Origin of the sequence: Streptomyces sp. NBC_00038 (assembly GCF_026343635.1) — a bacterium.
GTDB lineage: Bacteria > Actinomycetota > Actinomycetes > Streptomycetales > Streptomycetaceae > Streptomyces.
In genome coordinates this window covers 2,331,054-2,353,148 of sequence record NZ_JAPELQ010000001.1, presented here as the reverse complement: position 1 = coordinate 2,353,148, position 22,095 = coordinate 2,331,054, and the positions used below count along the sequence as shown (strand labels likewise).

Annotated in this window: 21 protein-coding genes and 1 pseudogene; 10 read left to right on the top strand and 12 right to left on the bottom strand. The window is 69.0% G+C overall.

From position 1 onward, the window contains the following. Nucleotides 1-80 precede the first annotated feature (80 nt). Nucleotides 81-1,988 carry a PASTA domain-containing protein gene (locus OG219_RS10895; RefSeq protein ID WP_266825323.1) on the bottom strand — a complete coding sequence of 636 codons (1,908 nt, stop codon included), beginning with the start codon at nt 1,986-1,988 and terminating at the stop codon, nt 81-83. A 399-nt stretch (nt 1,989-2,387) separates the two neighbouring features. On the opposite strand from OG219_RS10895, the pseudogene OG219_RS10890 reads away from it, so the two are divergent. The 4 genes and pseudogenes from OG219_RS10890 to OG219_RS10875 all read left to right on the top strand — a co-directional run. Next, nucleotides 2,388-2,602: pseudogene (locus OG219_RS10890) on the top strand (fumarylacetoacetase); the annotation flags it as partial. A 7-nt stretch (nt 2,603-2,609) separates the two neighbouring features. Then, entirely contained in the window at nt 2,610-4,193 is a 1,584-nt protein-coding gene (locus OG219_RS10885) for a bifunctional 3-(3-hydroxy-phenyl)propionate/3-hydroxycinnamic acid hydroxylase (protein ID WP_266825321.1), read from the top strand. A gap of 231 nt (nt 4,194-4,424) precedes the next feature. Beyond that, nucleotides 4,425-5,342: an alpha/beta fold hydrolase gene (locus tag OG219_RS10880; protein ID WP_266825319.1), complete on the top strand. Its 918-nt coding sequence runs from the start codon at nt 4,425-4,427 to the stop codon at nt 5,340-5,342. Nucleotides 5,343-5,433: 91 nt separating this feature from the next. After that, a complete protein-coding gene (locus OG219_RS10875; RefSeq protein ID WP_266825317.1) occupies nt 5,434-6,069 on the top strand; it encodes a TetR/AcrR family transcriptional regulator in 636 nt (211 codons plus the stop codon). 95 nt (nt 6,070-6,164) lie between these two features. On the opposite strand, the gene pknB is transcribed toward OG219_RS10875, so the two are convergent. From pknB to OG219_RS10845, 6 genes are all read right to left on the bottom strand, one after another. Further along, entirely contained in the window at nt 6,165-8,147 is a 1,983-nt protein-coding gene (gene pknB / locus OG219_RS10870) for a Stk1 family PASTA domain-containing Ser/Thr kinase (protein WP_266825315.1), read from the bottom strand. A 207-nt stretch (nt 8,148-8,354) separates the two neighbouring features. Beyond that, a complete protein-coding gene (locus OG219_RS10865; RefSeq protein ID WP_266825313.1) occupies nt 8,355-8,990 on the bottom strand; it encodes a TetR family transcriptional regulator in 636 nt (211 codons plus the stop codon). Between the two features lie 215 nt (nt 8,991-9,205). Then, complete coding sequence (locus tag OG219_RS10860) at nt 9,206-9,559, bottom strand: DoxX family protein (protein WP_266825311.1); 354 nt, start codon at nt 9,557-9,559, stop codon at nt 9,206-9,208. After that, nucleotides 9,556-11,529, bottom strand: coding sequence for an acetoacetate--CoA ligase (locus OG219_RS10855; protein WP_266825309.1), 1,974 nt, complete (start codon nt 11,527-11,529; stop codon nt 9,556-9,558). Before OG219_RS10855 ends, OG219_RS10860 begins: the two co-directional genes overlap by 4 nt. Nucleotides 11,530-11,708: 179 nt before the next feature. Beyond that, nucleotides 11,709-12,659 carry a fumarylacetoacetate hydrolase family protein gene (locus OG219_RS10850; protein WP_266825308.1) on the bottom strand — a complete coding sequence of 317 codons (951 nt, stop codon included), beginning with the start codon at nt 12,657-12,659 and terminating at the stop codon, nt 11,709-11,711. 29 nt (nt 12,660-12,688) lie between these two features. Next, on the bottom strand, nt 12,689-13,834 hold the full coding sequence (locus OG219_RS10845; RefSeq protein WP_266825307.1) for a VOC family protein: 1,146 nt from the start codon (nt 13,832-13,834) through the stop codon (nt 12,689-12,691). Here OG219_RS10845 and OG219_RS10840 point away from each other — a divergent pair. After that, on the top strand, nt 13,833-13,976 hold the full coding sequence (locus OG219_RS10840; RefSeq protein WP_266825306.1) for a hypothetical protein: 144 nt from the start codon (nt 13,833-13,835) through the stop codon (nt 13,974-13,976). The two genes, OG219_RS10845 and OG219_RS10840, sit on opposite strands and share 2 nt — an antisense overlap. A gap of 15 nt (nt 13,977-13,991) precedes the next feature. On the opposite strand, the gene OG219_RS10835 is transcribed toward OG219_RS10840, so the two are convergent. Together OG219_RS10835 and OG219_RS10830 are read right to left on the bottom strand one after the other, a co-directional pair. Then, nucleotides 13,992-14,777 carry a DUF2993 domain-containing protein gene (locus tag OG219_RS10835; protein ID WP_266825304.1) on the bottom strand — a complete coding sequence of 262 codons (786 nt, stop codon included), beginning with the start codon at nt 14,775-14,777 and terminating at the stop codon, nt 13,992-13,994. 103 nt (nt 14,778-14,880) lie between these two features. Beyond that, complete coding sequence (locus OG219_RS10830) at nt 14,881-15,519, bottom strand: TetR/AcrR family transcriptional regulator (RefSeq protein ID WP_266825302.1); 639 nt, start codon at nt 15,517-15,519, stop codon at nt 14,881-14,883. Nucleotides 15,520-15,709: 190 nt separating this feature from the next. Between OG219_RS10830 and OG219_RS10825 the strand changes: the two genes are divergently transcribed. Beyond that, complete coding sequence (locus OG219_RS10825; protein ID WP_266825300.1) at nt 15,710-17,326, top strand: MFS transporter; 1,617 nt, start codon at nt 15,710-15,712, stop codon at nt 17,324-17,326. Between the two features lie 77 nt (nt 17,327-17,403). Here the strand turns inward: OG219_RS10825 and OG219_RS10820 are convergent, their stop codons facing one another. After that, nucleotides 17,404-17,778, bottom strand: a complete 375-nt coding sequence (locus OG219_RS10820; protein WP_266825298.1) for a cupin domain-containing protein — start codon at nt 17,776-17,778, stop codon at nt 17,404-17,406. A 100-nt stretch (nt 17,779-17,878) separates the two neighbouring features. Here OG219_RS10820 and OG219_RS10815 point away from each other — a divergent pair, with 100 nt between their 5' ends. Both OG219_RS10815 and OG219_RS10810 read left to right on the top strand, forming a co-directional pair. Beyond that, entirely contained in the window at nt 17,879-18,325 is a 447-nt protein-coding gene (locus OG219_RS10815) for a MarR family winged helix-turn-helix transcriptional regulator (RefSeq protein ID WP_266825296.1), read from the top strand. Between the two features lie 173 nt (nt 18,326-18,498). After that, nucleotides 18,499-19,392, top strand: a complete 894-nt coding sequence (locus OG219_RS10810; RefSeq protein WP_266825294.1) for a triacylglycerol lipase — start codon at nt 18,499-18,501, stop codon at nt 19,390-19,392. Nucleotides 19,393-19,444: 52 nt separating this feature from the next. Here OG219_RS10810 and OG219_RS10805 read toward each other — a convergent pair whose 3' ends face one another. Next, a complete protein-coding gene (locus tag OG219_RS10805) occupies nt 19,445-20,476 on the bottom strand; it encodes a lytic polysaccharide monooxygenase (protein WP_266836057.1) in 1,032 nt (343 codons plus the stop codon). 223 nt (nt 20,477-20,699) lie between these two features. Between OG219_RS10805 and OG219_RS10800 the strand changes: the two genes are divergently transcribed. Then, nucleotides 20,700-21,149, top strand: coding sequence for a GNAT family N-acetyltransferase (locus OG219_RS10800; RefSeq protein ID WP_266825292.1), 450 nt, complete (start codon nt 20,700-20,702; stop codon nt 21,147-21,149). A 40-nt stretch (nt 21,150-21,189) separates the two neighbouring features. On the opposite strand, the gene OG219_RS10795 is transcribed toward OG219_RS10800, so the two are convergent. Next, complete coding sequence (locus OG219_RS10795; protein WP_266825290.1) at nt 21,190-21,324, bottom strand: hypothetical protein; 135 nt, start codon at nt 21,322-21,324, stop codon at nt 21,190-21,192. 137 nt (nt 21,325-21,461) lie between these two features. Between OG219_RS10795 and OG219_RS10790 the strand changes: the two genes are divergently transcribed. After that, nucleotides 21,462-22,085: a bifunctional 2-polyprenyl-6-hydroxyphenol methylase/3-demethylubiquinol 3-O-methyltransferase UbiG gene (locus tag OG219_RS10790; RefSeq protein WP_266825288.1), complete on the top strand. Its 624-nt coding sequence runs from the start codon at nt 21,462-21,464 to the stop codon at nt 22,083-22,085. The last annotated feature ends 10 nt before the right edge of the window (nt 22,086-22,095 follow it).

The window sequence follows — 22,095 nt, the reverse complement described above, 5'->3', positions numbered from 1 at the left end:
GCCGGGTTCCATGACGACGGACCATGGACGAAGCCAGAGCCGGACCGCGGCGACATTGCTGTTGCTGGTGCGGAACAGGCTCACGGGAGGGGTAGCGGCAACGGAGGTTCCGGGCCGTCAGGGCCACGGCTGTTGCCCCCTGTGCCGCCGCCCGATGCCGTGCCCTCCTCCGGCTGATCGGTGCCGGCGTCCTCCGTGACGACGACCACGGTGCTTCCCACCTCAACTTCGCTTCCCGCCTGCGGAGTACTCGACATCACCACGGCATCGGTGGCCCGGGAGTGCCCGCCGGCAACACTGACCTGAAGGCCGAGCGCGCTCAGCTCGTCATGGACCTCGGCCAGTGTCTTGCCGACGATGTCAGTCGGTATCCGCACGGTCCGCACGGTCTTGGCGACCTTGACGTCGATCGCCGTACCCGGCTCAACCTCCTCGCCCGCGGTTGGACTCTGCCCGACCACGGTGCCGGACTCGCGGCTGCTCTCCACCGCGGTTGTGCTGCCCAGTTCCAGGCCCCGCGCGGCCAGCAGTTTTCCGGCCTCGTCCGTGGTCACGCCATTGAGGTCAGGGACCGTGGCCTTGGCAGCCGCCCTGGCCACCCTCAGGGCCACCTCGGTGCCCTTCTCGGCCTCCTCACCTCCGCCGGGTTCCTGGCTGAGCACCGACCCTGGGTCCTCATGTGAATCGACGTGCCGCACCGTCACCTTGAAGCCCTTGTCCTCCAGGATCCGGGACGCGTCGTCTTCGTCCTTGTCCGTGACATCCGGCACTTCTACCTTGGGTGCCCCCGTCGAGATCGCGACAGAGATTGCCTCGCCCTTGGCGAGTTCCCCCTCCTTGGGGCTCTGTTCGCAGATGTGGTCCTTCGGTTGGTCGGCGCAGGGTTCCCGTCTGTCGACGGTGACGGTGAGATCGACATTGTCCGCCGCGCGCCGGGCCTCCTCCAGGGTCCGACCGACAAGGTTGGGTACATCAGCCTTGCCGTCATCGGCCGTACCGCGCTCGATCATGAACCAGCCCAGGACCAGCGCCATGATGACGACAGCCACGCCCGCCGTGATCAGCGCGGCCCCTCCTCCGCGGCTGCGGCCCGCCTCCGGACCGGAGAAGTCGTCCGCGAAGTCGCCCTCCATCGGCGGTGATTCGGCACGCGACACGAGCGGTTCCGCACGGAGGTAAGCCTCGATGTCGGCGAGCATGCGCTCGGCGGACTGGTGGCGATGGGCGGGATCCTTCTCCAGAGCCCGAAGGACGATCGCGTCAACCCGGGGGCCTACCTCGGGGTTGTACACGCTCGGCGGGCTCGGGGTCTCCTGGGTGTGCTGGTACATCAACGACATCGGCGTCTCGCCGGTGAACGGCGTGCGGAAGGCGAGCAGTTCGTACAGAAGGCAGCCGGTGGAGTACACATCGGACCGGACGCCGATCTCCTGCCCCATCGCCTGTTCCGGTGAGAGGTACTGGGCGGTCCCCATGACGACGGATGTCTGTGTCATGCCGACGTCCCGCGTGTCCCTGGCAATCCCAAAATCCATCACCTTCACCTCTCCGGTCGAGGTCAGCATGACGTTGGCCGGTTTGATGTCCCGGTGAACGATGCCGTGCTGGTGGGAATGGGCGAGGGCGCGCAGGACACCCGCCGTCACTTCCAGGGCACGTTGGACAGTCAGTGGCGGCCCTGAGTCCAAGGCCTCCAGCAGAGTCACGCCGTCGACGTACTCCATTACGAGGTACGGCGTCCCCGTCCCGTACGTCGTGTCCTCGCCCGTGTCGTACACCGCCGCGATCGCGGGGTGGTTGAGCGACGCGGTGGACTGAGCCTCCCTCCGGAACCGCTCCTGCAGTCCCGGCTCGTGGGAGAGATCGGCGCGCAGGGTCTTCACGGCCACGCTCCGGCCGAGCCGCCGATCATGACCAAGGTGTACCTCGCCCATGCCGCCGGAGCCGAGCAGCGAGCGCAGTTCGTACCGGCCGCCCAAGAGGGTCACCGGATGAGCCTGGTGGGGAACGGTCACGTCTTCTGGTCCGCCGAGATTCAAGGCTTCTCCACAAGGTCGGAGGTGCGGGCGGGAGCCATGGCGCGACAACATAATTGCACATCGTCGGGCAATTAGATGCCGGACGCCGGACGTCAGAGGTCGGCGATGGGCATGGAGTCAACGCGGCCGCATGATACATAGTCTCGCCAGTTCTGATGAAACAATCACATCACAAAGGTCGATCTATTGACGATCTAATTACCAGAGTTGATAATTTCCTCATTACGGCAACGTTGCTGGGAGGGCACCATGCGCAAAACATGTGTGGCGGGAGCAGCCCACGTCGCGAGGCTCTCCCGGGAACGTCACGGTGCGCAGGGCCCTCTGCGCGGGTGTGGTCGCGCCACCTCGGTCAACGGTGGTCTGCACCAGGACCGCGCCTTCACCGACATGATCGTCCGCCCGGCACCGGCCCGCACCCTGCTCGCCCGCTCCAGACCCTGGACCCGGCGACCTCCTGCTCCGGTGACGTGATCACGGCGACGATCGCGACCCCGGACGGTCGGACCGACCTCGGTGATCCACGCACACCCGTCACGCACGCCAAGCAGAACCCGAAATGAGCCGCACATGAGCGCCGAACACCACCTGCCGCACACCCCCGTCGTCATCATCGGTGCCGGACCAGTAGGCGTCACCGCCGCCCTCCTCCTCGCCCGGCACGGAGTCCGCAGCGTCATCCTGGAACGCCACCAGGACATCTACCCGCTGCCTCGTGCCCTCGTCGTCGACGACGAGGTGCGCAGGATCCTCCAGGCCGCGGGCGTCGGCGAGGCGTTCGCCGCGATAGCCCGACCGGGCAACGGTCTGCGGCTGCTCGACGCCCGGCACCGGGTGATGGCCGAGTTCCGCCGCCTTGAGCAGGGCCTGCACGGCTATCCGCAGACCAGCATGTTCGAGCAGCCCGCACTGGAGCGACTGCTGCGCGACGCCCTGGCCGGACGCCCGGAGTGCGAACTGCGGAGCGGGGTCGAGGTCACCGGCATCGGGCCGGACACCGAAGGTCCGGTGCGCGTGACGTACCGCGCACACGACGGAGAGCATCACCTGTGGGCCGACGCGGTCCTCGGCTGCGACGGCGCGAACAGCCTCACCCGCGAGGCCATCAGCGCCGTATGGGAGGACCTGCGCTTCGACGAACGCTGGACCGTCATCGACGTGCGCACGACAGCCGACGTCCGCTGCTGGGAGGGCGTCGACCAGGTCTGCGACCCGGACCGGCCGGCGACCTTCATGCGCGTCGGTGAGGACCGCTACCGCTGGGAGTTCCGGCTGAAGGACGAGCACGAGCCGGTCGGCGAGCTGGTCGCCCCGTGGCTGCCGCCCTCGTACGACGGGGACTTCGAGGTCATCCGCGGGAGGGTGTACACCTTCCGGGCGCGTATCGCCGACCGGTGGCGAAGCGGACGGGTCTTTCTCCTCGGCGACGCGGCCCACCTCATGCCGCCGTTCATCGGACAGGGGCTGTGCTCGGGATTGCGCGACGCGTACAACCTCACCTGGAAGCTCGCCCGCACCCTCCAACAGGGCGCCGACGAGCGGCTGTTGGACACCTACGAGAGTGAGCGCAAGCCGCACGCACGGCATGTGATCCGGCTCGCGGTCGCCATGGGCTGGGCCATGACCGGCGGTCAGGACGGCGCCGCCGCGATGCGCCGCAGGCTTCTGGCCGTGGCCTGCCGGATACCCGGCCTGGCCGAGGCGGCCGGCCGCGACCTCAGCCCGGCACTGACCTCCGGGCCTCTCGTGGGACGCCGTACCCGCCGGGGCAGCCGCCTCGTGGGATCCCAATGCCCGCAACCGTGGATCGACACCGACGGGCGGCGGGCCCGTCTCGACGAGGCGTTCGGCGACACGTTCACCATCCTGACCGCCGCCGAACCCTCTCCCTCGCTGAAAGCACTCGCCCACGGGCTCGGCGTCCGGGCAGTGCCCGTGGCCGAGCTCCGCGACGACGGCACCCTCGCCGCTTGGCTGCGGCGGGGCCGCGCCGACGCCGTTCTGCTGCGGCCCGACCGCGTCGTGATGGACGTTGTCCCGGCGGGCGGCCGGGACTTCATCGACACAGCCGTCTGGGCACCATTTCTCTGCACCACTCGCGGATCCGTCGAGCAGACCGAACTCGCCGCTCTGTCGGGGAGTGCCACGCGATGATCGCGCGCCAGGCGGCCAACCCGTCGTGGACCCCAACTCGGATTCCGCCGCAAGCAGCGGAATCACGAACATCTCCCTTTTGAGCCCGTCATTCAAGGCGGGCTGCCGCACCCGAGCCAGGAAGTTCTGGAGGACTCCGCCATGTTCCATGACACAACTCCGTACGAGTACACAACGCCTCCGTCACGTGTCCACGCGGGACTGGAAAAGGCGTTCGACAGGCTGTCCAGGGTGGACCAACTCCTGCCTGAGCTACCCGAAACGCCGCCACGTGCCCCCGACGCGGACGGCGACGAGGAGCGTCTGGGCAAGATCACCTTCACGCACCGATTCGTCGACTCACCCGGTGACGGCGAAACTGTGCGTTGGCACTACGTCGAGGGTGGTCCTGCCCATGCTCCTGTTGTCGTCTTCCTTCACGGCGTACCTGACTCCTGGTGGCAGTGGCACTACGCCCTTGAGGCCCTCGGCTCCGACTACCGCTGCCTGGCCATTGACCTGAAGGGCTACGGACAGTCGGAGAAGGGCACCGGTGACTTCCGTCAGGAGGGAGTTGCCATCCAGCTCGCAGCCCTGCTGGACCAGCTTCGGATAGAGCGGTTCAGCCTGATCACGCACGACAGGGGGACTCCGGTCGGCGACCACCTCGCGGCGCTGATGGGGAACCGCGTCATCCGCTACGGCCGGGGACAGCAGCACCTCTGGCACCTCCATCCCGACCTTCATCCCCAGCAGGAAATGTTCACCTCGCCCGACGCTCATTCCATGCTGGCCGATGCCCGCCGACTCGTCGTCACCGCCTACTCCCTGCTCACTGAACGCGAAGTGAAGGAATCGGACCTGGTCCGGACTGTGCAGGAGTTCAGCTACGACGGCATCAGTACTGCCGTTCCCCGCTATTTCAACTCTTCATCGTTCCGTCAGGAATGGGTCGAGCGACGTACCCGACTCATCCCCCAGTGGAAGTGCCCCGTCTTGCTACTGCAAGGAGCGGACGACCCCGTCCAGCCCCGCGAGTTCTATACCGATCCTCTGGTTGTCGCGAAGCTCCCACAAGGAAGCGGTGTGCATCTCTTCGATTCCGGCCACTTCTGGCCTTTCGAAGCTCCCGAGGAGACAGTCACCGTACTTCGGGAATTCCTCAAGTAGCAGTCTGCCGCCGGAATTGGGCCCCATCGGCGATGTACTGACTACCTCATCAGAACTGTGGCGGATGGGGCATATTGATAGAGTCGCACGTATGCCCACGTCAGCGCCTCCCCGTAACCGCTTCGAACGACGCCGCGCCGAGACTCGTCAGGCGCTCGTCCGCGCGGCCCGGCAGATACTCGCCGAGACGGGCGACACCAGCGCGAGCATCCAGACGATCGCCGACCGGGCGGACGTCGGCTTCGGCACCTTCTACAACCACTTCGAGTCGAAGGCGGAGCTGTTCGACGCTGCGGTGCGGGACGCTCTCGAAGAGCTTGGCCAAGCCTTCGACGAGTACCTGCAAGACGTCGATGACCCTGCGGAACTCGTCGCGGGCGGCTTCCGCCTCAGCGCGCGCCTGGCCGACTCCCGGCCCGAGCTGATGCAGGTCCTGCGCCACCGCGGGCTCAGCCACCTCCACTCGGACTCGGGCCTGGCGCCGCGCGCCATGCGCGACGTGGAGGTCGGCATCGCCTCCGGTCGTTTCACCATCACCGACCCGACCGCCGCGGTGACCGCCCTGGGCGGTTCCTTGCTGGCACTGGTGGAGCTCCGGTTCGCCCGACCCGAGCGCGATGGCGACGAGGCGGCGTCAGGCCTGGTCGAAATGCTGCTGCGCATGCTGGGCGTCCCGCCCGAGGATGCCCGTGAAATCGCCTGGCGCCCGCTGCCCGATCTCGACTGACGAGGAAGCGCCCCGGACATCCTCGCCCCCGCCCGCGACAGGGCCACCACCATCCTGACGTCGGGCGTTGGTGACGTCAGGACGGTGGTGAGGTCTCACTGACCGCCGTCCGCCGACGACGATGTCGCTGTTGTCGGCGCCGTCGCCGTGTCGCCGGCCGGTGTCCCGTTGTCCGACGACTCGTCACTCGTGTCCTCGGTCACGACGATCACGGTGCTGCCCGCCTCGACCTCGCTCCCCGCCACCGGGGTGCTCGACGCCACCACGGCGTCGGACGCCTGGGAGTACCCGGAGGCGACACTGACCTGGAGTCCGAGCCCGCCCAGTTCGTCCTGGACCTCGGCGAGGGTCCTGCCGACGATGTCGGTGGGGATCTGTACGGTCTCCACGGCCTTGGCGACCTGGACGTCGACCGTGGAGCCGGGCTCGACCTCCTCGCCGGAGGGGACGCTCTGGCCGACGACAGTGCCGGCCTCGGCTCCGCTGTCGACCTCCGTCGTGTCGCCCAGCTTCAGGTCGTGCTCGGCCAGCAGGTTCCGGGCCTCGCTCGCCGTGTTGCCGGTGAGGTCCGGGACCGTGGACTTCTCGGCCTCCTTGGCCACCGCGAGGGTGACCTCGGTGCCCTTCTCGACCTTGTCGCCACCCTCGGGATCCTGCTTGAGGACGGTGCCGGGGTCCTCCGAGGACTCGACGTGCCGGACCTTCACCTTGAAACCCTTGTCCTCCAGGATGCGGGACGCGTCGTCCTCGTCCTTGTCGACGACATCCGGCACCTCCACCTTCGGCGCGCCGGTGGAGACAGTCACCGACACGGCCTGCCCCTTGTCGAGTTCGCCGTCCGCCGGACTCTGCGTGCAGACGTGGCCCGTGGGCTGGTCGGCGCACGACTCCCGCTTCGCCACGGTGACCGTGAGGCCGACGTTGTCCGCCGCGTTCCGAGCCTCATCGAGAGTCCTGCCGACCAGAACCGGAACGGTCACCTTGCCGTCGTCGGCCGCACCCCGGCCGAACATGAACCAGCCGACGACCAGCGCCGCGACCAGGACGGCGACGCCGGCCACGACCAGCGCCACGCTGCCCCGGCGGCGCCCGGGCTCCTCCTCGCCACCGTGCGAGTCGTCACCGTCGAATGAGTCGCCGGTCCCTTCCGTCCGGGGCGCGGCACCCGCCGCCGACGGTCTCGCACTCAACTGTGCCTCGATGTCACCGAGCATCTCCGTGGCGGACTGGTAGCGGTACCAGGGATCCTTCTGAAGGGCGCGCAGGACGATCGCGTCCACGTCGGGACCGATCTCGGGGTTGTAGAGGCTCGGCGGGTGCGGAGCCTCCTGGATGTGCTGGTACATCACCGCGATCGGCGTCTCGCCGGTGAACGGCGTGCGGAAGGTGAGCAGTTCGTACAGCAGGCAGCCCACCGAGTACAGGTCGGACCGGGCGTCGATGTCCTGCCCGAGCGCCTGTTCCGGCGAGAGGTACTGGGCGGTGCCGATGACGACGGACGTCTGCGTCATGCCGGTGTCCCGCGCGTCGCGGGCGATCCCGAAGTCCATGACCTTGACCCGACCGGCCCGCGTCAGCATGACGTTGGCCGGCTTGATGTCCCGGTGCACGATGCCCTGCTGGTGGGAGTGGGCGAGGGCCCGCAGGACGTCGGCCGTCAGGCTCAGGGCGCGTTCGACGGTCAACGGCGGTCCGGAGTAGAGGCTTTCGCGCAGGGTCGTCCCGTCGACGTACTCCATCACGAGGTACGGCAGCGGGAAGCCGGCGCCCTCCCATCCGCCGCCGTACGGCATGGAGGCGTCCTCGCCCGTGTCGTACACCGCGGCGATGGCCGGGTGGTTGAGCGATGCCGTCGACTGCGCCTCCCGGCGGAACCGTTCCTGGAACACCGGGTCATGGGCGAGATCGGCGCGCAGGGTCTTCACCGCGACAAGACGGTCGAGTCGGACGTCGTGCGCGAGGTGCACTTCGGCCATACCCCCGGAGCCGAGCAGCAGGCGCAGCTCGTACCGGCCGCCGACGACGGCCACCGGCACCGGGTGGGAGAAGGTCAGGTCGTCTGGTCCGCCGAAGTTCACTGGCTTCTCCACTACGGGTCGGGAAGGCGGGGCCTGAGCAGGGGTCGGCAGCACGCCGACCCGTCAAGCCACAGGAGCACCATCAGATAATTGCACATCCGGGGGTAATTAAAGAAGCGGTGGCGCATGTGACAAGACCCCGGCGCCTTCGCGCCGGGGTCCGTTCGAACCTCCGTGTCCACAGCCGCGCCGCGGCTCAGCCGTCGGCTACGGTCCCTCCGCGGCCGTGGCGGCCACGTCGTCGACCACGACGCGCGCCTGCTTCTCCGGCACACCGGCCGCGATGAGCGTGGCGACGGCCGTACGCGTCCCGTCGTCCTCCAGCGCCCCGGTGTTGACCGCCTCCAGCAGAGCGACCGTCATCGCCTCCAGACCGGCGCTCAGCACCGCGGGTGGCAGATGGGAGGGGAAGACACCGTCCCGCTGCCCCCGCTCCACGATGGCCGTGCCCTTGACTCGGGTGGGTTCGAGGATCTCGGCGACACGTTCCATGCCCAGGTCCCGCTGGGCGAGCGCCAGGAGCATCCGGTACCTGTCACCCACCGGCCAGATCGACAACGAGAAGCGCGCCAGCGCCCGCTCGGCAGGCTCCGCGACCTTCTCCGCAGCCGAAACGGCGGCCTGAAGAGCCTCGGCGGCCTCCTCGGCCAGCGCCTCCAGGAGCGCCGCTCGTCCGGGGAAGTGCCCGAAAAGGGTGCGCCTGACAACACCGGAGGCGCGGGCCAGTTCCTCCAGGGTGATGTCGGGGTTCCGCCCGAGCTCCTCGCGCGCGGTGGCCAGGATGCGCGCCCGGTTGGACCGTGCATTACGTCGCTGCGGCACACGGCCAACAGGCTGGGACACGGAAGAACCTCGATGAAAGCCGGACGAAGAACGGGCAGCCCATTCTGACATGCAAGCCCCGGCCCGATCCGTGACCGCACCCGACGATCGGCCCGCCTCATCAGGCAGGTCGCCCGCCCCGTCGGACAGGTCTCCTTGATGCCGGAACGCGCCTTCTACGGGCATGCGGTCGGAGTCGACGCAGACCTTCGTGAGACGGCGAAGATCCCGAGCCGTCAGCCGGCGGCCACCGCCACCCCGGCGTACGCCACCGCCGCCACGGCCAGCGCAGCGGCGGGCAGGGACCGGACCGGCGGGTCACCGTGGCGTAGGTGAACCACCGCGGCCGCGGCCATCAGCAGCGCCAGCCCGATCGCGGCGGCCACTCCGACCCGCACCGAAGCCAGCCCGAGCAACAGTCCTGCGGCCCCGGCCACCTCCAGGGTGCCGATGACTCGGTAGAGACCCGATGACATGCCGAGATGCGCTGCCGCCTGGCGCATGAACGCCACCGCGGCGATCTTCGCCAGCCCCAGAGGGAGGAAGACGAGGGAGAGCACGACGGCGAGGGCGATCTGTGCGGTCGTCATACGGACCTGTCCCGGCGTTCGGCGCCCAGGCGGACGTAGTAGTCGATGAGGTCGGGCTCGTCCACGGCGGCCGGGTTGACGACCTGCTCCACCGAAGCGCCCTGGAGCAGACGTTTGACCGGGACCTCAAGTTTCTTGCCGGTGCGGGTGTGCGGGATGCCCGGGACTTCGAGGATCTCGTCCGGTACGTGGCGCGGGGAGGCTCCACTGCGGATGGCGTCGCGGATCTTCTCCCGGAGAGTGTCGTCCAGAGGTACCCCGGCCGCGGGGACCACGAAGAGCGGCATCCAGTAGCCGCCGTCGGGCTCCTCCGCGCCGATGACCAGGGCCTCGCTGACCTCGGGGAGACGCTCGACGACGTCGTGGATGTCGGCGCTGCCGAGGCGTACGCCGTTGCGGTTCAGCGTGCTGTCCGAGCGACCGTGCACGGTCACCGAACCGTGTCCCGTGACCGTGATCCAGTCGCCGTGCCGCCACACGCCGGGGTACGTCGAGAAATAGGCGTCGTGGTAACGGCGGCCGTCGACGTCGTTCCAGAAGTACAGCGGCATCGACGGCATGGGCCGGGTGACGACCAGCTCGCCGACCTGGTCCACTACCGGGAAGCCCTCGGGGTCGTACGCCGCAAGGGACACGCCCAGATGGGGAGCCGACAACTCCCCTGCCCAGACCGGGGTGTTGGGTGCGCTACCGGCGAAGCCGGACACCACGTCAGTGCCGCCGCTGATCGAGGCCAGCAGCACGCGCTCGCCCACGTGGTCGCGGACCCAGGGGTAGGCCGAGGCGGGCAGCGCGGAGCCGGTGCAGCCCACCACGCGGACGGACGACAGGTCGTGTCCGGACGGGTCGATGCCGAACTTGGCCATCCCCAGCAGGTATTGGGGGCTGGTGCCGAAGACGGTGACCCGGTGACGCGCGGCCAGCTTCCACAGGATGTCGAGGTTGGCGAGCGGCGCCGGGCTGCCGTCGTACGTGCACGTCGTGGCACCGGTCAGCAGCGTCGAGGCGACCAGGTTCCACATCATCCAGTGGGTGGTGGTGTACCACAGGAGGCGGTCTCCGGGGCCCAGGTCGGAGTGCAGGCCCAGGGTTTTCAGATGCTCCAGCAGCACGCCGCCATGGCCGTGGACGATGCCCTTGGGCAGGCCGGTGGTACCGGAGGAGAACACGACCCACAGAGGGTGGTCGAACGGCACCGGCGTACAGGCGAGTTCCTCGGTGCGGGTGGACGCGTCCTCCCACGGGACGACCAGCGACGGGTACACCCTCGACGGCCACGGCAGACCCACGTGGTCCACCAGCAGCGTCGCCTTCAACGTCGGCAGCGCGCCCGCGAGTTCGAGGGCGGCGTCGCGGCGGTCGTGGGTGGTGCCGTTGAAGAGGTAGCCGTCGGCAGCGATCAGCACGGTGGGTTCGAGCTGCGCGAACCGGTCGGCGGCCGCCTGGGGCGCGTAGTCCTGGCCGCAAACCGACCACACGGCACCCAGGCTCGCGGCAGCCAGGAACGCGACGATCGCGTGCGGGGTGTTGGGCAGGTAGCCCACCACCCGGTCGCCCGCCTCCACGCCCAAGTCGCGCAGGGTCGCCGCGACGGAGGCGACCTGGGCACGCAGCCGTTCTCCCGTGACCTCGTAGCCGGTGCCGGTCTCGTCCAGGGCGATGATCGCCGGACCGTCGGAGGGCAGGTTGCGCAGGGCGTGGTGGGCGTAGTTGAGGGTGGCACCCGGAAACCAGCGGGCGCCGGGCATGGTCTCCTCGGCCAGCACCCGCTCGTACGGGGTGTCCGCGTCGACGTCGAAGTACTCCCACAACGCGCCCCAGAAGCCCGTCAGATCGGTGACCGACCAGCGGTGCAGAGCCGCGTAGTCGGTGCCGTCCACGCCGACACGGCGGGCGAAGTCCACGATGCGGCTGCCGGCGACGGCCTGCGGATCAGGTGTGGTGAAGGGTTCCGGGTAAGGCCTGATCATTGTGCGGCTCTCCTCAACAAGCTTTCCTCGACGGTCCGTTGGGACATGTGGGGGTTGCGCGCGGTGCGCGGAGGCGATGCCCGGGCCGTGGCGTCCATCAAGTCCCGGCCCCCGGCCGCGACGACGTCCATGACGACGCGATCAGATGTGGCAGGTCGTGCTCGGCGCTCATGTGCGGCTCACTTCGGGTTCTGCTCGGCGTGCGTGACGGGTGTGCGTTGCTCACCGAGTTCGATCCGGCCGTCCGGGGTCGCGATCGTCGCCGTGATCACGTCTCCGGTGCGCAGGTAGTGCGGGTTCTTGGCCTGGGTCTTGAAGAACGCCTTCCACTTCACGGCGGGTGGCAGGAGTGCGCCGATCTTCTCGACCGGCTTGGGCGGTGCTTTGAGGGCGGTGCCGCCGGGGGTGCCGGTGAGCAGCAGGTCGCCGGGGTCCAGGGTCTGGAAGCGGGCGAGCAGGGTGAGGGCCTGCGCCGGGCGGACGATCATGTCGGTGAGGGTGCGGTCCTGACGCAGATCACCGTTGACCGACAACTTCAGCCGCAGATCGAGGAGATGGGTGAAGTCCTCCGGCTCAAGGAGCGCCAGGTAAGGGCCGGTCGGCGTGAAGGTCGGGTACGACTTGCTCTCGTAGAACTGCGTCTTGGTCAGCTGTACGTCACGCGCGCTGACGTCGTTGGTGATCACGAGTCCGGCGACGTACGACGGCAGGTCCTGCTCCTCCACCACGGTGCCCACCGGCAGCGGTGCGCCCATGACGAGGCCGAGTTCGATCTCGTAGTCGAGGAACTTCACGTGGGGCGGCCGGACGATGCTCTCGCGTGGGCCGCTGACCGAGCCGGACGCCTTGCGGAAGAAGGCGGGCGGAATGTCACCGGTGAAGCCCGAATCGCGGGCGTGGCTGCGGTAGTTGACCATCTGGGCGACCACCCGGCAGGGGGTGGTCACCGGGGTGAGGGCCACCAGGTCGGTGACGGGCGGGCCCGCCTTGCCCGAAAGGGCTGCCTCTCGCACGGTGGCACGGTCGGCGATCAGTTCGGCGGTGGTGACGGCCTTGGTGTCGACGAGGACGGCGCGGTCGCCGAGGACGACCCACCAGCCGTCGGCGGTGCGCAGGACGTTGGTGCTCATGTCATTGCCTTTGTCGGAGGGGGTGGAGGTCAGGAGTTGGCGGCCTTGAGCAGACCCAGCAGACGCGCCGGGTCCATCTCGTTGTCGCCGCGCAGGGCCTGGATCACATCGCGGACCCGTTGCGGCGAAGGGCTCGTACCGAGGAAGTCCCTGGTGGCCGGTGGGCCCCACTGGGCCAGCCCGCTCGTCGACATGGGCGCCCAGCCGGGTTCGAGGTCGCAGGAGAACAGGTCGCCGTCGGCGAAGTGCTCCAGCATGAAGCGGTCGGGGTCGCGCCAGTAGTCGAAGAGCTGGCTGCCCAGGATGTGCCGCCCGATGCCCCAACTGTGCTTGTATCCGCGCTCGTTCAGGTACTCGCCACCGGCCGCGATCGAGTCGAGGTCGGTCACCTGATAGGCGGAGTGCACATAGCCGTTGCCCGGTCCCAGATGCATCGCCAGGGTGTGGTGGTCGGCCGGCAGGTTTCCCAGATCGCAGCGCAGGAACGCCATGGACGGGCCGCGCTCGCGCTGCCCGTCCAGGAACAGGAAGTCGGACACGATCATCCCGAGGGTGTCCAGGTACCAGTCGAGGGCCCGGGCGAACACCCGCGTCTCCAGCACCACATGGCCCAGCCGCTGGATACGGGACGGCTCCCGCGGCGGGCGCTGAGTGGTGTTCGTACGACGGTGTTCGGTGCCGAAGTTGAGCAGCAGCGGCTGCTGTTCCGGTAGCTCCGGGAGCCGTTCGGCGCAGTGCACGACCCGCACCGGGAAACCGGACGGGTCGAGCAGGCCGACCGTCTTGCCGCCGCCGGGGACGTCCGCGTCGCGCACGTCGGTGCCGGTGGCCCGGGCCAGCCGGTCCAGGTCGGCCCGCTCGGCCGCGCGGAACGCCGGGCCGATGAAACGGGACGCACGCCCGCGCCGGATCACCATGCAGGGCGAGCCGGCGAAGCTGCCGCGCAGCCACAGCTCACCCTCGGTGCGCGCGGCGACGTGGAAGCCGAAGTCGCGGGCGAAGACCTCGGCCCGGTCCAGGTCGGGCTTCTCGAATTCGAGCCAGGCCAGGTCCGCCACCTTGATCACGGGATTCCGGGATCTGCCCGGATGCTCGCCGCGCAGGGCTCCCTGCTCGCTGTGGAGGTCCTGGTGGGCCGTCTTGACTTCAGCCCCGTTGACATGGATTTCAGACATGGTGCCCTCCGTGCAACATTGCGGCAATGAGGGAATCATCAAGTGTGACGGTCTTGGCGTCAAGGTGTTCATGGCCGAAAATGATGAATTCATCAGTACTGCTATCCCGGTCGCCCTCATGCTGGACTCGGCGCACGACTGATCACGCCCCCCGCCCCTACGTGCTGGACGACGAGCTCGGCCGGAAGGTGACCGAGCGGCCGGTGAAGCGGGCGTCGATCCCGTTCGCCGTGGTGGTGACCGACCGCAGATGCAGCCCCTCGGGTACGTTCCGCACCGGAATGGGCTCCTCCAAGGCCTTGTCGAGCAATGTCTTCAGAGGGGGGAGTAGTTCGCCCTGGACGACACGTACGTCGCTGAAGGCGATGCGGTTCCCCGGCGCCGCCGAAACGGCCGCACCAACGGTCACGTCTCCGGCGAGCGGCAGACTGATCGTCGCGTTGATCCGGCCCGGTTCGTCGCCCTGTGAGACGTCCAGGCCGAGCGCGCCTGAGACGTCCTCGTACGACAGGAAGGCGGTCGCCTTCACGCTGCGGGCATGCGCCTCATCGGCGCTGCCCGAGGCCCTCACCCCGTCCAGGCCGACGGTCAGTTCCGTCACCGGCAGGGGCCGCGTCGTATCGTCGGCGGGTATGTCATGGGCGGTGAGTTCGACGTGCCGCAGGCTGCCCCCGGCCAGTTGGGTCAGCACGGGGAAGCCGCTGACGTGCACCGAAGGCCGCTCAGCGGTTCCCATGCCCTCCTGGAACGCCTCGGCCATGCGGCTCTCCGCGCGGGCCGCGGCGACCCGGTCGACCACGACGGCACCGATCAGCAATGCCGCGAGGGATGCGGCGACGACGATCCGGCGCCGCCGCCTCGGCGCCGGCGGGCTCGCGTGGACGGCGGTGTCGCCGTAGGACGGCGCACCGACGGGTTCGTCATATGACTGGGACTGGTACATGGGTGTCCTCTTCGGGAAACGCGCGTGGGAAGTTCTTCGGGAGTGCGTCTGGGCGTCAGGTCGGCAATGCGTCTGAGCCTCATGCCGGCAATGCGTCCGGGGCTCAGGAGCCGATCCACTCGGACCGGCCGAGTCTTCGGACGCGGGCGACGGCGAGGCCGTCGTCCACCCCCATCGCGATCAGGGCGGCGGTCGCGGCACGTGTGCCGTCGTCGGTCCAGGTCCCGGCGTTCACGCACTCCAGGAGCCCCAGCAGGTGCCCCTCCAGTGCTCGGCTCAGCGGGCCGGGCGGAATGCTGGTCTGGAAGACCCCCTGCCGCTGCCCCCGGGCGATGATCGCCGCTGCCGTGTCGCGTGCGGGGGCGAGGACCTCGGCCACCCGCTCGGCCCCGAGGTCCTGGGGAGCGAGCCGGAGCAGCATGCGGTAGCGGTCACCGACGGGCCACACCGCGAGGACGAAACGCGCCAGCGCCGTGACGACGTCCGACGCACGATCCTCCGGGATCGCGAGTGCCTGCCGCAGCGCCCGCGCGGCGTCCTCCACCAGCCCCTCCACGAGCGCCGCCCTGCCGCTGAAGTGGCCGTAGACCGTACGACGCACCACACCTGCCGCCTCGGCGATGCCACCGACGCTGCTGTCGGGATCGCGGCCGAGTTCCTGCCTTGCCGCTTCAAGGATCCGGTCCCGCGTGAGGCGGGTACGGCTGCGTCCTGCGGCGTCTGTGACGTATGCGCCGGTCATGTCGGGACCTCCGGTCGCCGGTGGGAGGACAGCCCGATAGTTGCACACCAACGGGCAATAAACTAGTCTGCACATCGATGGGCAATTAATTGCTCGCGGTGCCCCAGAGGCCGATGGCCGCCCCCGCACCGCTCACCCCGATCCGCGAACCTCCGAAGCCTCCGCTTCGCCTCCTGCCGAGGAGCTTTCGATGCCGCTCGTTGTCAACACCCCCGTCGAGAAGATGACGGAGCCCTATCCACGGCGCTGGTGGGGACTGCTGGTGCTTTGCCTGAGCCTGCTGATCGTCGTCATGGCGAACACGTCACTGATCGTGGCCGCGCCGGACATGACCAAGGACCTGGGTCTGTCCAGTAGCGACCTGCAGTGGGTCATCGACGGCTACACCGTCCCGTACGCCGCGCTGATGCTCGTACTGGGCTCGATCGGCGACAAGTACAGCCGTCGCGGTGCACTGATCCTGGGCCTGCTGATCTTCGCGAGTGGTTCGGTGATGGGCGGCCTGGTCGACGAAGCCCACCTGGTCATCGTCGCCCGCGCGATCATGGGCGTCGGCGCCGCCGTCGTCATGCCGGCCACCCTGTCCCTGCTGGTCGCGATCTTCCCCAGAGGCGAGCGGGCCAAGGCCATCACGGTCTGGAGCGCCACCTCCGGCCTCGCCATCGCCGCCGGCCCACTGATCGCCGGCTGGCTCCTGGAGAGCCACGCCTGGGGCTCCGCGTTCCTGATGAACGTCCCCCTCGCGATCGTCGGCATCGCGGGCGCGCTGCTCCTGGTGCCGCCGTCGAAAGCGCAGAAGATGGGCGCCATCGACTATGTCGGCGGCCTGCTTTCCATCGTCACCGTCGGCTCCCTGGTCTACGCGACCATCGAGGGCCCGCACTTCGGCTGGGGCACCGGCCCGATCGTCGCAGCCGTGGTCGCCGTTGTCGGCCTGGCGGCCTTCGTCGCCTGGGAGCTGCGCCACCCGCACCCGATGCTGAACGTGCGCAAGTTCAAGGAGCGCCCCTTCAGCGGATCCATGCTCGCGGTGCTGTTCTTCTTCTTCGGCACCTTCGGCGCGATCTACTACTCCACCCAGTTCCTGCAGTTCGTCCTCGGCTACAACGCTCTGGAGACGGGTGTACGGCTGCTGCCGCTGGCCGGAGCGGTGTTCCTCGGCGCCGCGGTGACCGGGCGCGTGGCCCCGAAGCTGGGGGTGAGGCTGGTGGTGGGCACCGGCATGGTGATCGGCACGGCGGGCGTCTTCCTGCTCACGCGGATCGAGTCGGGCTCGGCGTACACCGACTTCCTGGCGCCTCTGTTGATGCTCGGCTTCGCCATCGGCCTGAGCGTTGCCCCGGCCACCGACACCATCATGGGGTCCTTCCCCGAGTCGGAGCTGGGCGTGGGCGGCGGCGCCAACGACACCGCGCTGGAACTCGGCGGCTCCCTGGGCATCGCCATCCTCGGCTCGCTCCTGGCCACCTCCTACAAGGACAAGCTGACCGGCCTGGTCGGCGGTCACCTCCCGGCCGCCGCGATGGACACCGCCAAGGACTCGGTGGGTGGTGGCCTCGCCGTCGCCGAGCAGGTCGCGAAGACCCCGACCGGCGGACTCCAGCAGGCCCAGATCCTGGTCGACGCGGTCCACGAGTCCTTCGCCCACGCCATCGCCCACACCAGCCTCTTCGGCGGCATCATCATGGCCGCCGGAACCCTGATCGTCATCGCCGTTCTGCCCGGCCGCAAGCACACCCACAAGCAGCGACCGGCCGAACAGGCCGTGACGGAAGCCGACCGGGACGAGGAGAGCACCGTGCAGTAGTCCCCGCGCGCCCAGGGGCCTGGCCCGGCCTCCTTCAAGAGGCCGGGCAGCAGCGCTCGACTTGCTCGCCCGTCAGGTCAGTTGGCCCACGGCGGAGTGATGACCGTGCCGTCGGCCAGCTCCGCCCGGAGGCCGATGGACGTGGTGACCCAGGAGGTCGCGGTCTCCTGGGTGGGGTTCTCGACGCCGAACGTCGCGCCCGGGTTGATGATCACCGTGTCGCCCGCGGTGATCCGCTCGGCGTGGCCGTCGAGGGTGATCAGCAGTTCGCCGGAGAGGAGATGGAAGATCTCCTCCCGGTTGACGGTGTGCACGGGGGCCTTGGTCCCGGCGGGGATCTCGCCCCGCCAGGCGCACAGCTCCTTGCTGCCGGTGCGGGGAGTGGCGTACGAGACGAAGCGGGCGCCGTGTATCTCGTGGACGAGGCCTTCGGAGGAGCGGACTACGGGCATACGGATCTCCCTCAGCGATGGGTATGTAGTCAAGCGGCTTGACCACTTGATACATAGTCAAGCTACTTGACCAAGTCGTCAAGGGTGTTTCAATGCTTCCGTGCAGAACTCCGAGGCCATGGCCCTGTCCGCCGTCCTGCTCGCCGCCGCCGGTGAGCTGACGCAACGCATCCATGAAGGCGTCGTCGCCCGGGGGTTCGAGGGGGTGCGGCCCGCCCACGGCTTCGCGTTCGCACGGCTCGCACCGGACGGGGCGACGGTCACCGACCTCGCGGCGCATCTCGGGGTCACCAAGCAGGCCGCGAGTCAGCTCGTCGACGAGGTGGTGCGCAAGGGGTATGTCGAGCGGCGGCCGCATCCCGATGACGCGCGCGCCCGGCTGCTCGTGCTGACCGAGCTCGGCTGGGCCTGCACGCGTGCGGCGGAGGAAGCGGCGGCGGAGGCCGTTCGGCCGTGGGTCGAACTGCTCGGCGAGGGTGAAGTTCGGGCGTTGCGCGACCGTTTGGCGCGCATTGCGCCCTACGGTCCCATCAGGCCCGCCTGGTGACGGTTCGTCAGTGGCTCTATCACAGCCACCGACTACCGCTGGAAGTTTTTACTGACGCGTAACTTCACACTTGGACTACTCACTCGTAACTTGACGAGTGAACAGCATCCTCGTGATCCGGATCACAGGGCGTACGCCGTCGCAACTCCCTTGAGCCGCAAGGAGATCACACGATGCTGCCCTGGAAGCGAATGCTCAGACCGCTGGCCGCGCTCGTTCTGACCGCCACGGTCGTCATCGTCCCCACCGCCTCCGCCACCGCCACCGCCACCGCTGTCCCTGCCACCGCCGCCGAGGCCGCCGCGGCGAGCAGCGGCTGGAACAACTACTCCTGCAAACCGTCCGCCGCCCACCCCCGCCCCGTCGTCCTCGTCCACGGCACCTTCGCGAACTCCGTCGACAACTGGCTGGCCCTCGCGCCCTACCTGGTGAACCGGGGCTACTGCGTCTACTCCCTCGACTACGGGCAACTGCCCGGAGTCCCGCTCTTCAACGGCCTCGGCCCGATCGACAAGTCGGCCGAGCAGCTCCAGGTCTTCGTAGACAAAGTGCTCGCCGCGACCGGCTCGGCCAAGGCCGACCTCGTGGGTCATTCGCAGGGCGGGATGATGCCCCGCTACTACCTCAAGTTCCTCGGCGGAGCCGCCAAGGTGAACGCCCTCGTCGGCATCGCGCCCGACAACCACGGCACCACCCTCAGCGGCCTCACCAACCTGCTGGCGTACTTCCCCGGCGCCGAGGACCTGCTCTCCACGGCGACTCCGGCACTCGCCGACCAGATCGCCGGATCCGCGTTCCTGACCAAGCTCAACGCGGGCGGCGACACCGTCGCGGGCGTCCACTACACGGTCATCGCCACCAAGTACGACGAGGTGGTCACGCCGTACCGCTCACAGTTCCTCACCGGATCCGACGTCCACAACGTCCTGTTGCAGGACCTGTGCGCCGTCGACCTCTCCGAGCACGCGGCGATCGGCCTCATCGACCGCATCGCCTTCCACGAGGTGGCGAACGCGCTCGATCCGTCCCACGCCACCGCGACCACCTGCCTGTCCGTGCTCGGCTGAGCACGCGGCCGGGGTCTGTCCGGCCTGAGCCGCCGGACAGACCCCGCAAGGCCTAGCGGCCGTGGCGTCCGCCGCTCACCGCGCGGCGCCGGACCGAGGCGAACAGTGTTGCCGCGCCGAGTGCCAGGGCGGCGGCACCGCCGACCGCGAGGTACGGGGTGGTGCCGTCTCCGCCGGTCTCGGCGAGGTTCTCCGAGGCGCCGGCCGCCTGGGCCTCGACCTGGGTGGCAGGGGTGGAGGTCTCCGCGACCGGGGAGGCAGTGGTGGGTTCCGCGGACGTACTGGCGTCGTTGTCGCCGTGGCCGCTGTGCTCGACGGTCGACTTGTCGGTACCGGCCTCGATCTGCTCGTCGGAGGGCGCCGAGGCGGTCGGGGCGGGGGCCGGAGAAGCGGTGGTCGTCGTGCCGCTGCCGCTGTCACCGCTGTCGTCACTGGTGCCGCTGTCGCTCCCGCCGTACGTGATGTCCGAGCAGGAGTAGAAGGCCTCGGGGCTGTCCGAGCGCTGCCAGATCGCGTACAGCAGCTGCTTGCCGGAGCGCTGCGGGAGGGTGCCGGAGAAGGTGTAGAAGCCGCCCGACGCGGCCGGGTCGGTGGCCGAGGCGACCGGATTCTGGAGATCCAGATCGTCCCAGGCCAACGGCTGCGACGGGTCGTAGCCGGCCTTGGTGACATAGACCTTGAAGGTGCCCTTGTGCGGCGCGGTCACCCGGTACTTGAAGGTGTACGAGCCACTGCTCACGCTCGTGGCCGGCCAGTCCTCGCGGGCCAGGTCCAGGCCCTTGAACTCGTCGCTGTTCGCGCTGCACAGCTTGCCGTCCGGGATCAGCGCCTGGTGCTGCCCGTTCGCGTCGCCGATGCGTATGCCGTTCCAGTCGTAGAGCGCCTGCGTGCCGCCCGCCGCGACAACCGCCTTGCAGGCGGCCGACTTGGGGCTCTCCGGACCCTCCGCGTAGCACTGGGAGACCCGGCTGACCGGGTCGCCCATCGTGCCGTGCGCGGCGGCCGGCGCGGCGGCGAGCGCGGTGAGAGCGAGCGGGGCGACACCGACGACGGCGATCGCGGCGGCCTTGCGGCGAGTGGGCATGGCGGCGGTCATGGGGGAACTCCTCGAAACGTCCCGGATGCGTGGGCTGAACCTGTGGGCCGAACCCGTGGGGGCGATCAGCAAGCTAGCCCGAAGAAACCGCGAAATCGCCTGCTGGAGGCGGGAGATGGAGATCCTTATGGCGGCGTTAAGGGAGCGCTGAGACTGCGATCAGGTAGGTAGCGTTCGCGCCATGACAGATGCACCGAGAGAGGCAGATGCCTTGAGTGACTTCGTTGTCCGTCCGGCCGTCGCTTCCGACGTACCAGCGGTGAAGGCCGTGACCGACGCGGCGTACCACCACTACATCGAACGCATCGGAGTGGTGCCGCAGCCCATGGAGGCGGACCACGCGGCGAACGTGGCGGCGGGGCGGGTGTTCGTGACCGGGGAGCCCGTGACGGGCCTCGTGGTGATCGAGGCGTACGAGGACCATCTGTACCTCGACAGCATCGCCGTCCGTCCCGACGCCCATGGAAAGGGCGTGGGACGACGGCTGCTGGCGTTCGTGGACGCACACGCGCGCGCCCTCGGACTGCCCGAGGTCAGGCTCTACACGAACGCGATGATGTGGGAGAACCAGAAGATCTACCCGAAGTACGGGTACGAGGTCACGGAGCGGCGCGTGGACGGTCCGTACGACCGCATCCACTACCGCAAGCGGCTCATCTGACGGTTCTCGGGGTTCTCATGGCCGGGCGGGCAGGCGGCCCTCACCCGTCCGGCCACCACGTGCGAGCGATGTCCTTTCGGATCTCCGGACGCTCGACCGGGCGCTCGTCGGCCTCGTCCCGCACGCGGCGGGTGTCCGACTTCCTCAGGGGCTTCTGCAGGGTTACGCGGCGCATGGCTGCCTCCTTGCGTCTACCTATGTCCGCGGTGACACGGAGGTAGACCCTTTCGGGGAGAGTTCCTCATCGGTCGCGATCTGTCTGTGGTGCCAGTCACGATTCGACTGTCAGTGGTGACTGTCACCCTGGTGCACATGGCGAGTAACAACGAGATGAATCCAGTGATTCCAGGGGCTGACGTCGACTGGGACGCCGAGTCCGTCACCTTCGACGAGGAGCCGGACCACGGGCTGCGCGATCCCGTCGTACGGGAGGCCTGGGCGGCCCGGTTGCGGACGTGGCTGCCGGAGCGGCCCTGCGACGTCCTCGACCTGGGCTGCGGCACCGGCAGCCTGTCACTCCTCGCGTCCGGGTGGGGGCATCACGTCACCGGGGTCGACTTCTCGCCGGGCATGGTCGACCTGGCCCGCGCCAAGCTCGCCGGGCGTGACGCGGTGTTCCTGGTCGGTGACGCGGCGGTACCGCCCGTCGGTGAGCAGCTGTTCGACGTCCTGCTCTGCCGCCATGTGCTCTGGACGCTGCCCGACCCAGGGCGCGTCCTGCGGCACTGGTGCGGACTCCTTCGCCCCGGCGGGCGGCTCGTCCTCGTCGAGGGCGTCTGGGGGACGGTGAGCCCGGTCGGCATATCCGCCGACCGGCTCACCGCGCTCCTGGAGCCCCTCGCGGCGGACGTCCGGGTGGAGCGGCTCTCGGACGACTCGCGGCTGTGGGGGAGGGAGGTCGAGGACGAGCGGTACGCGGTGGTGGCCGGCCTCTGAGCGAAAGGCC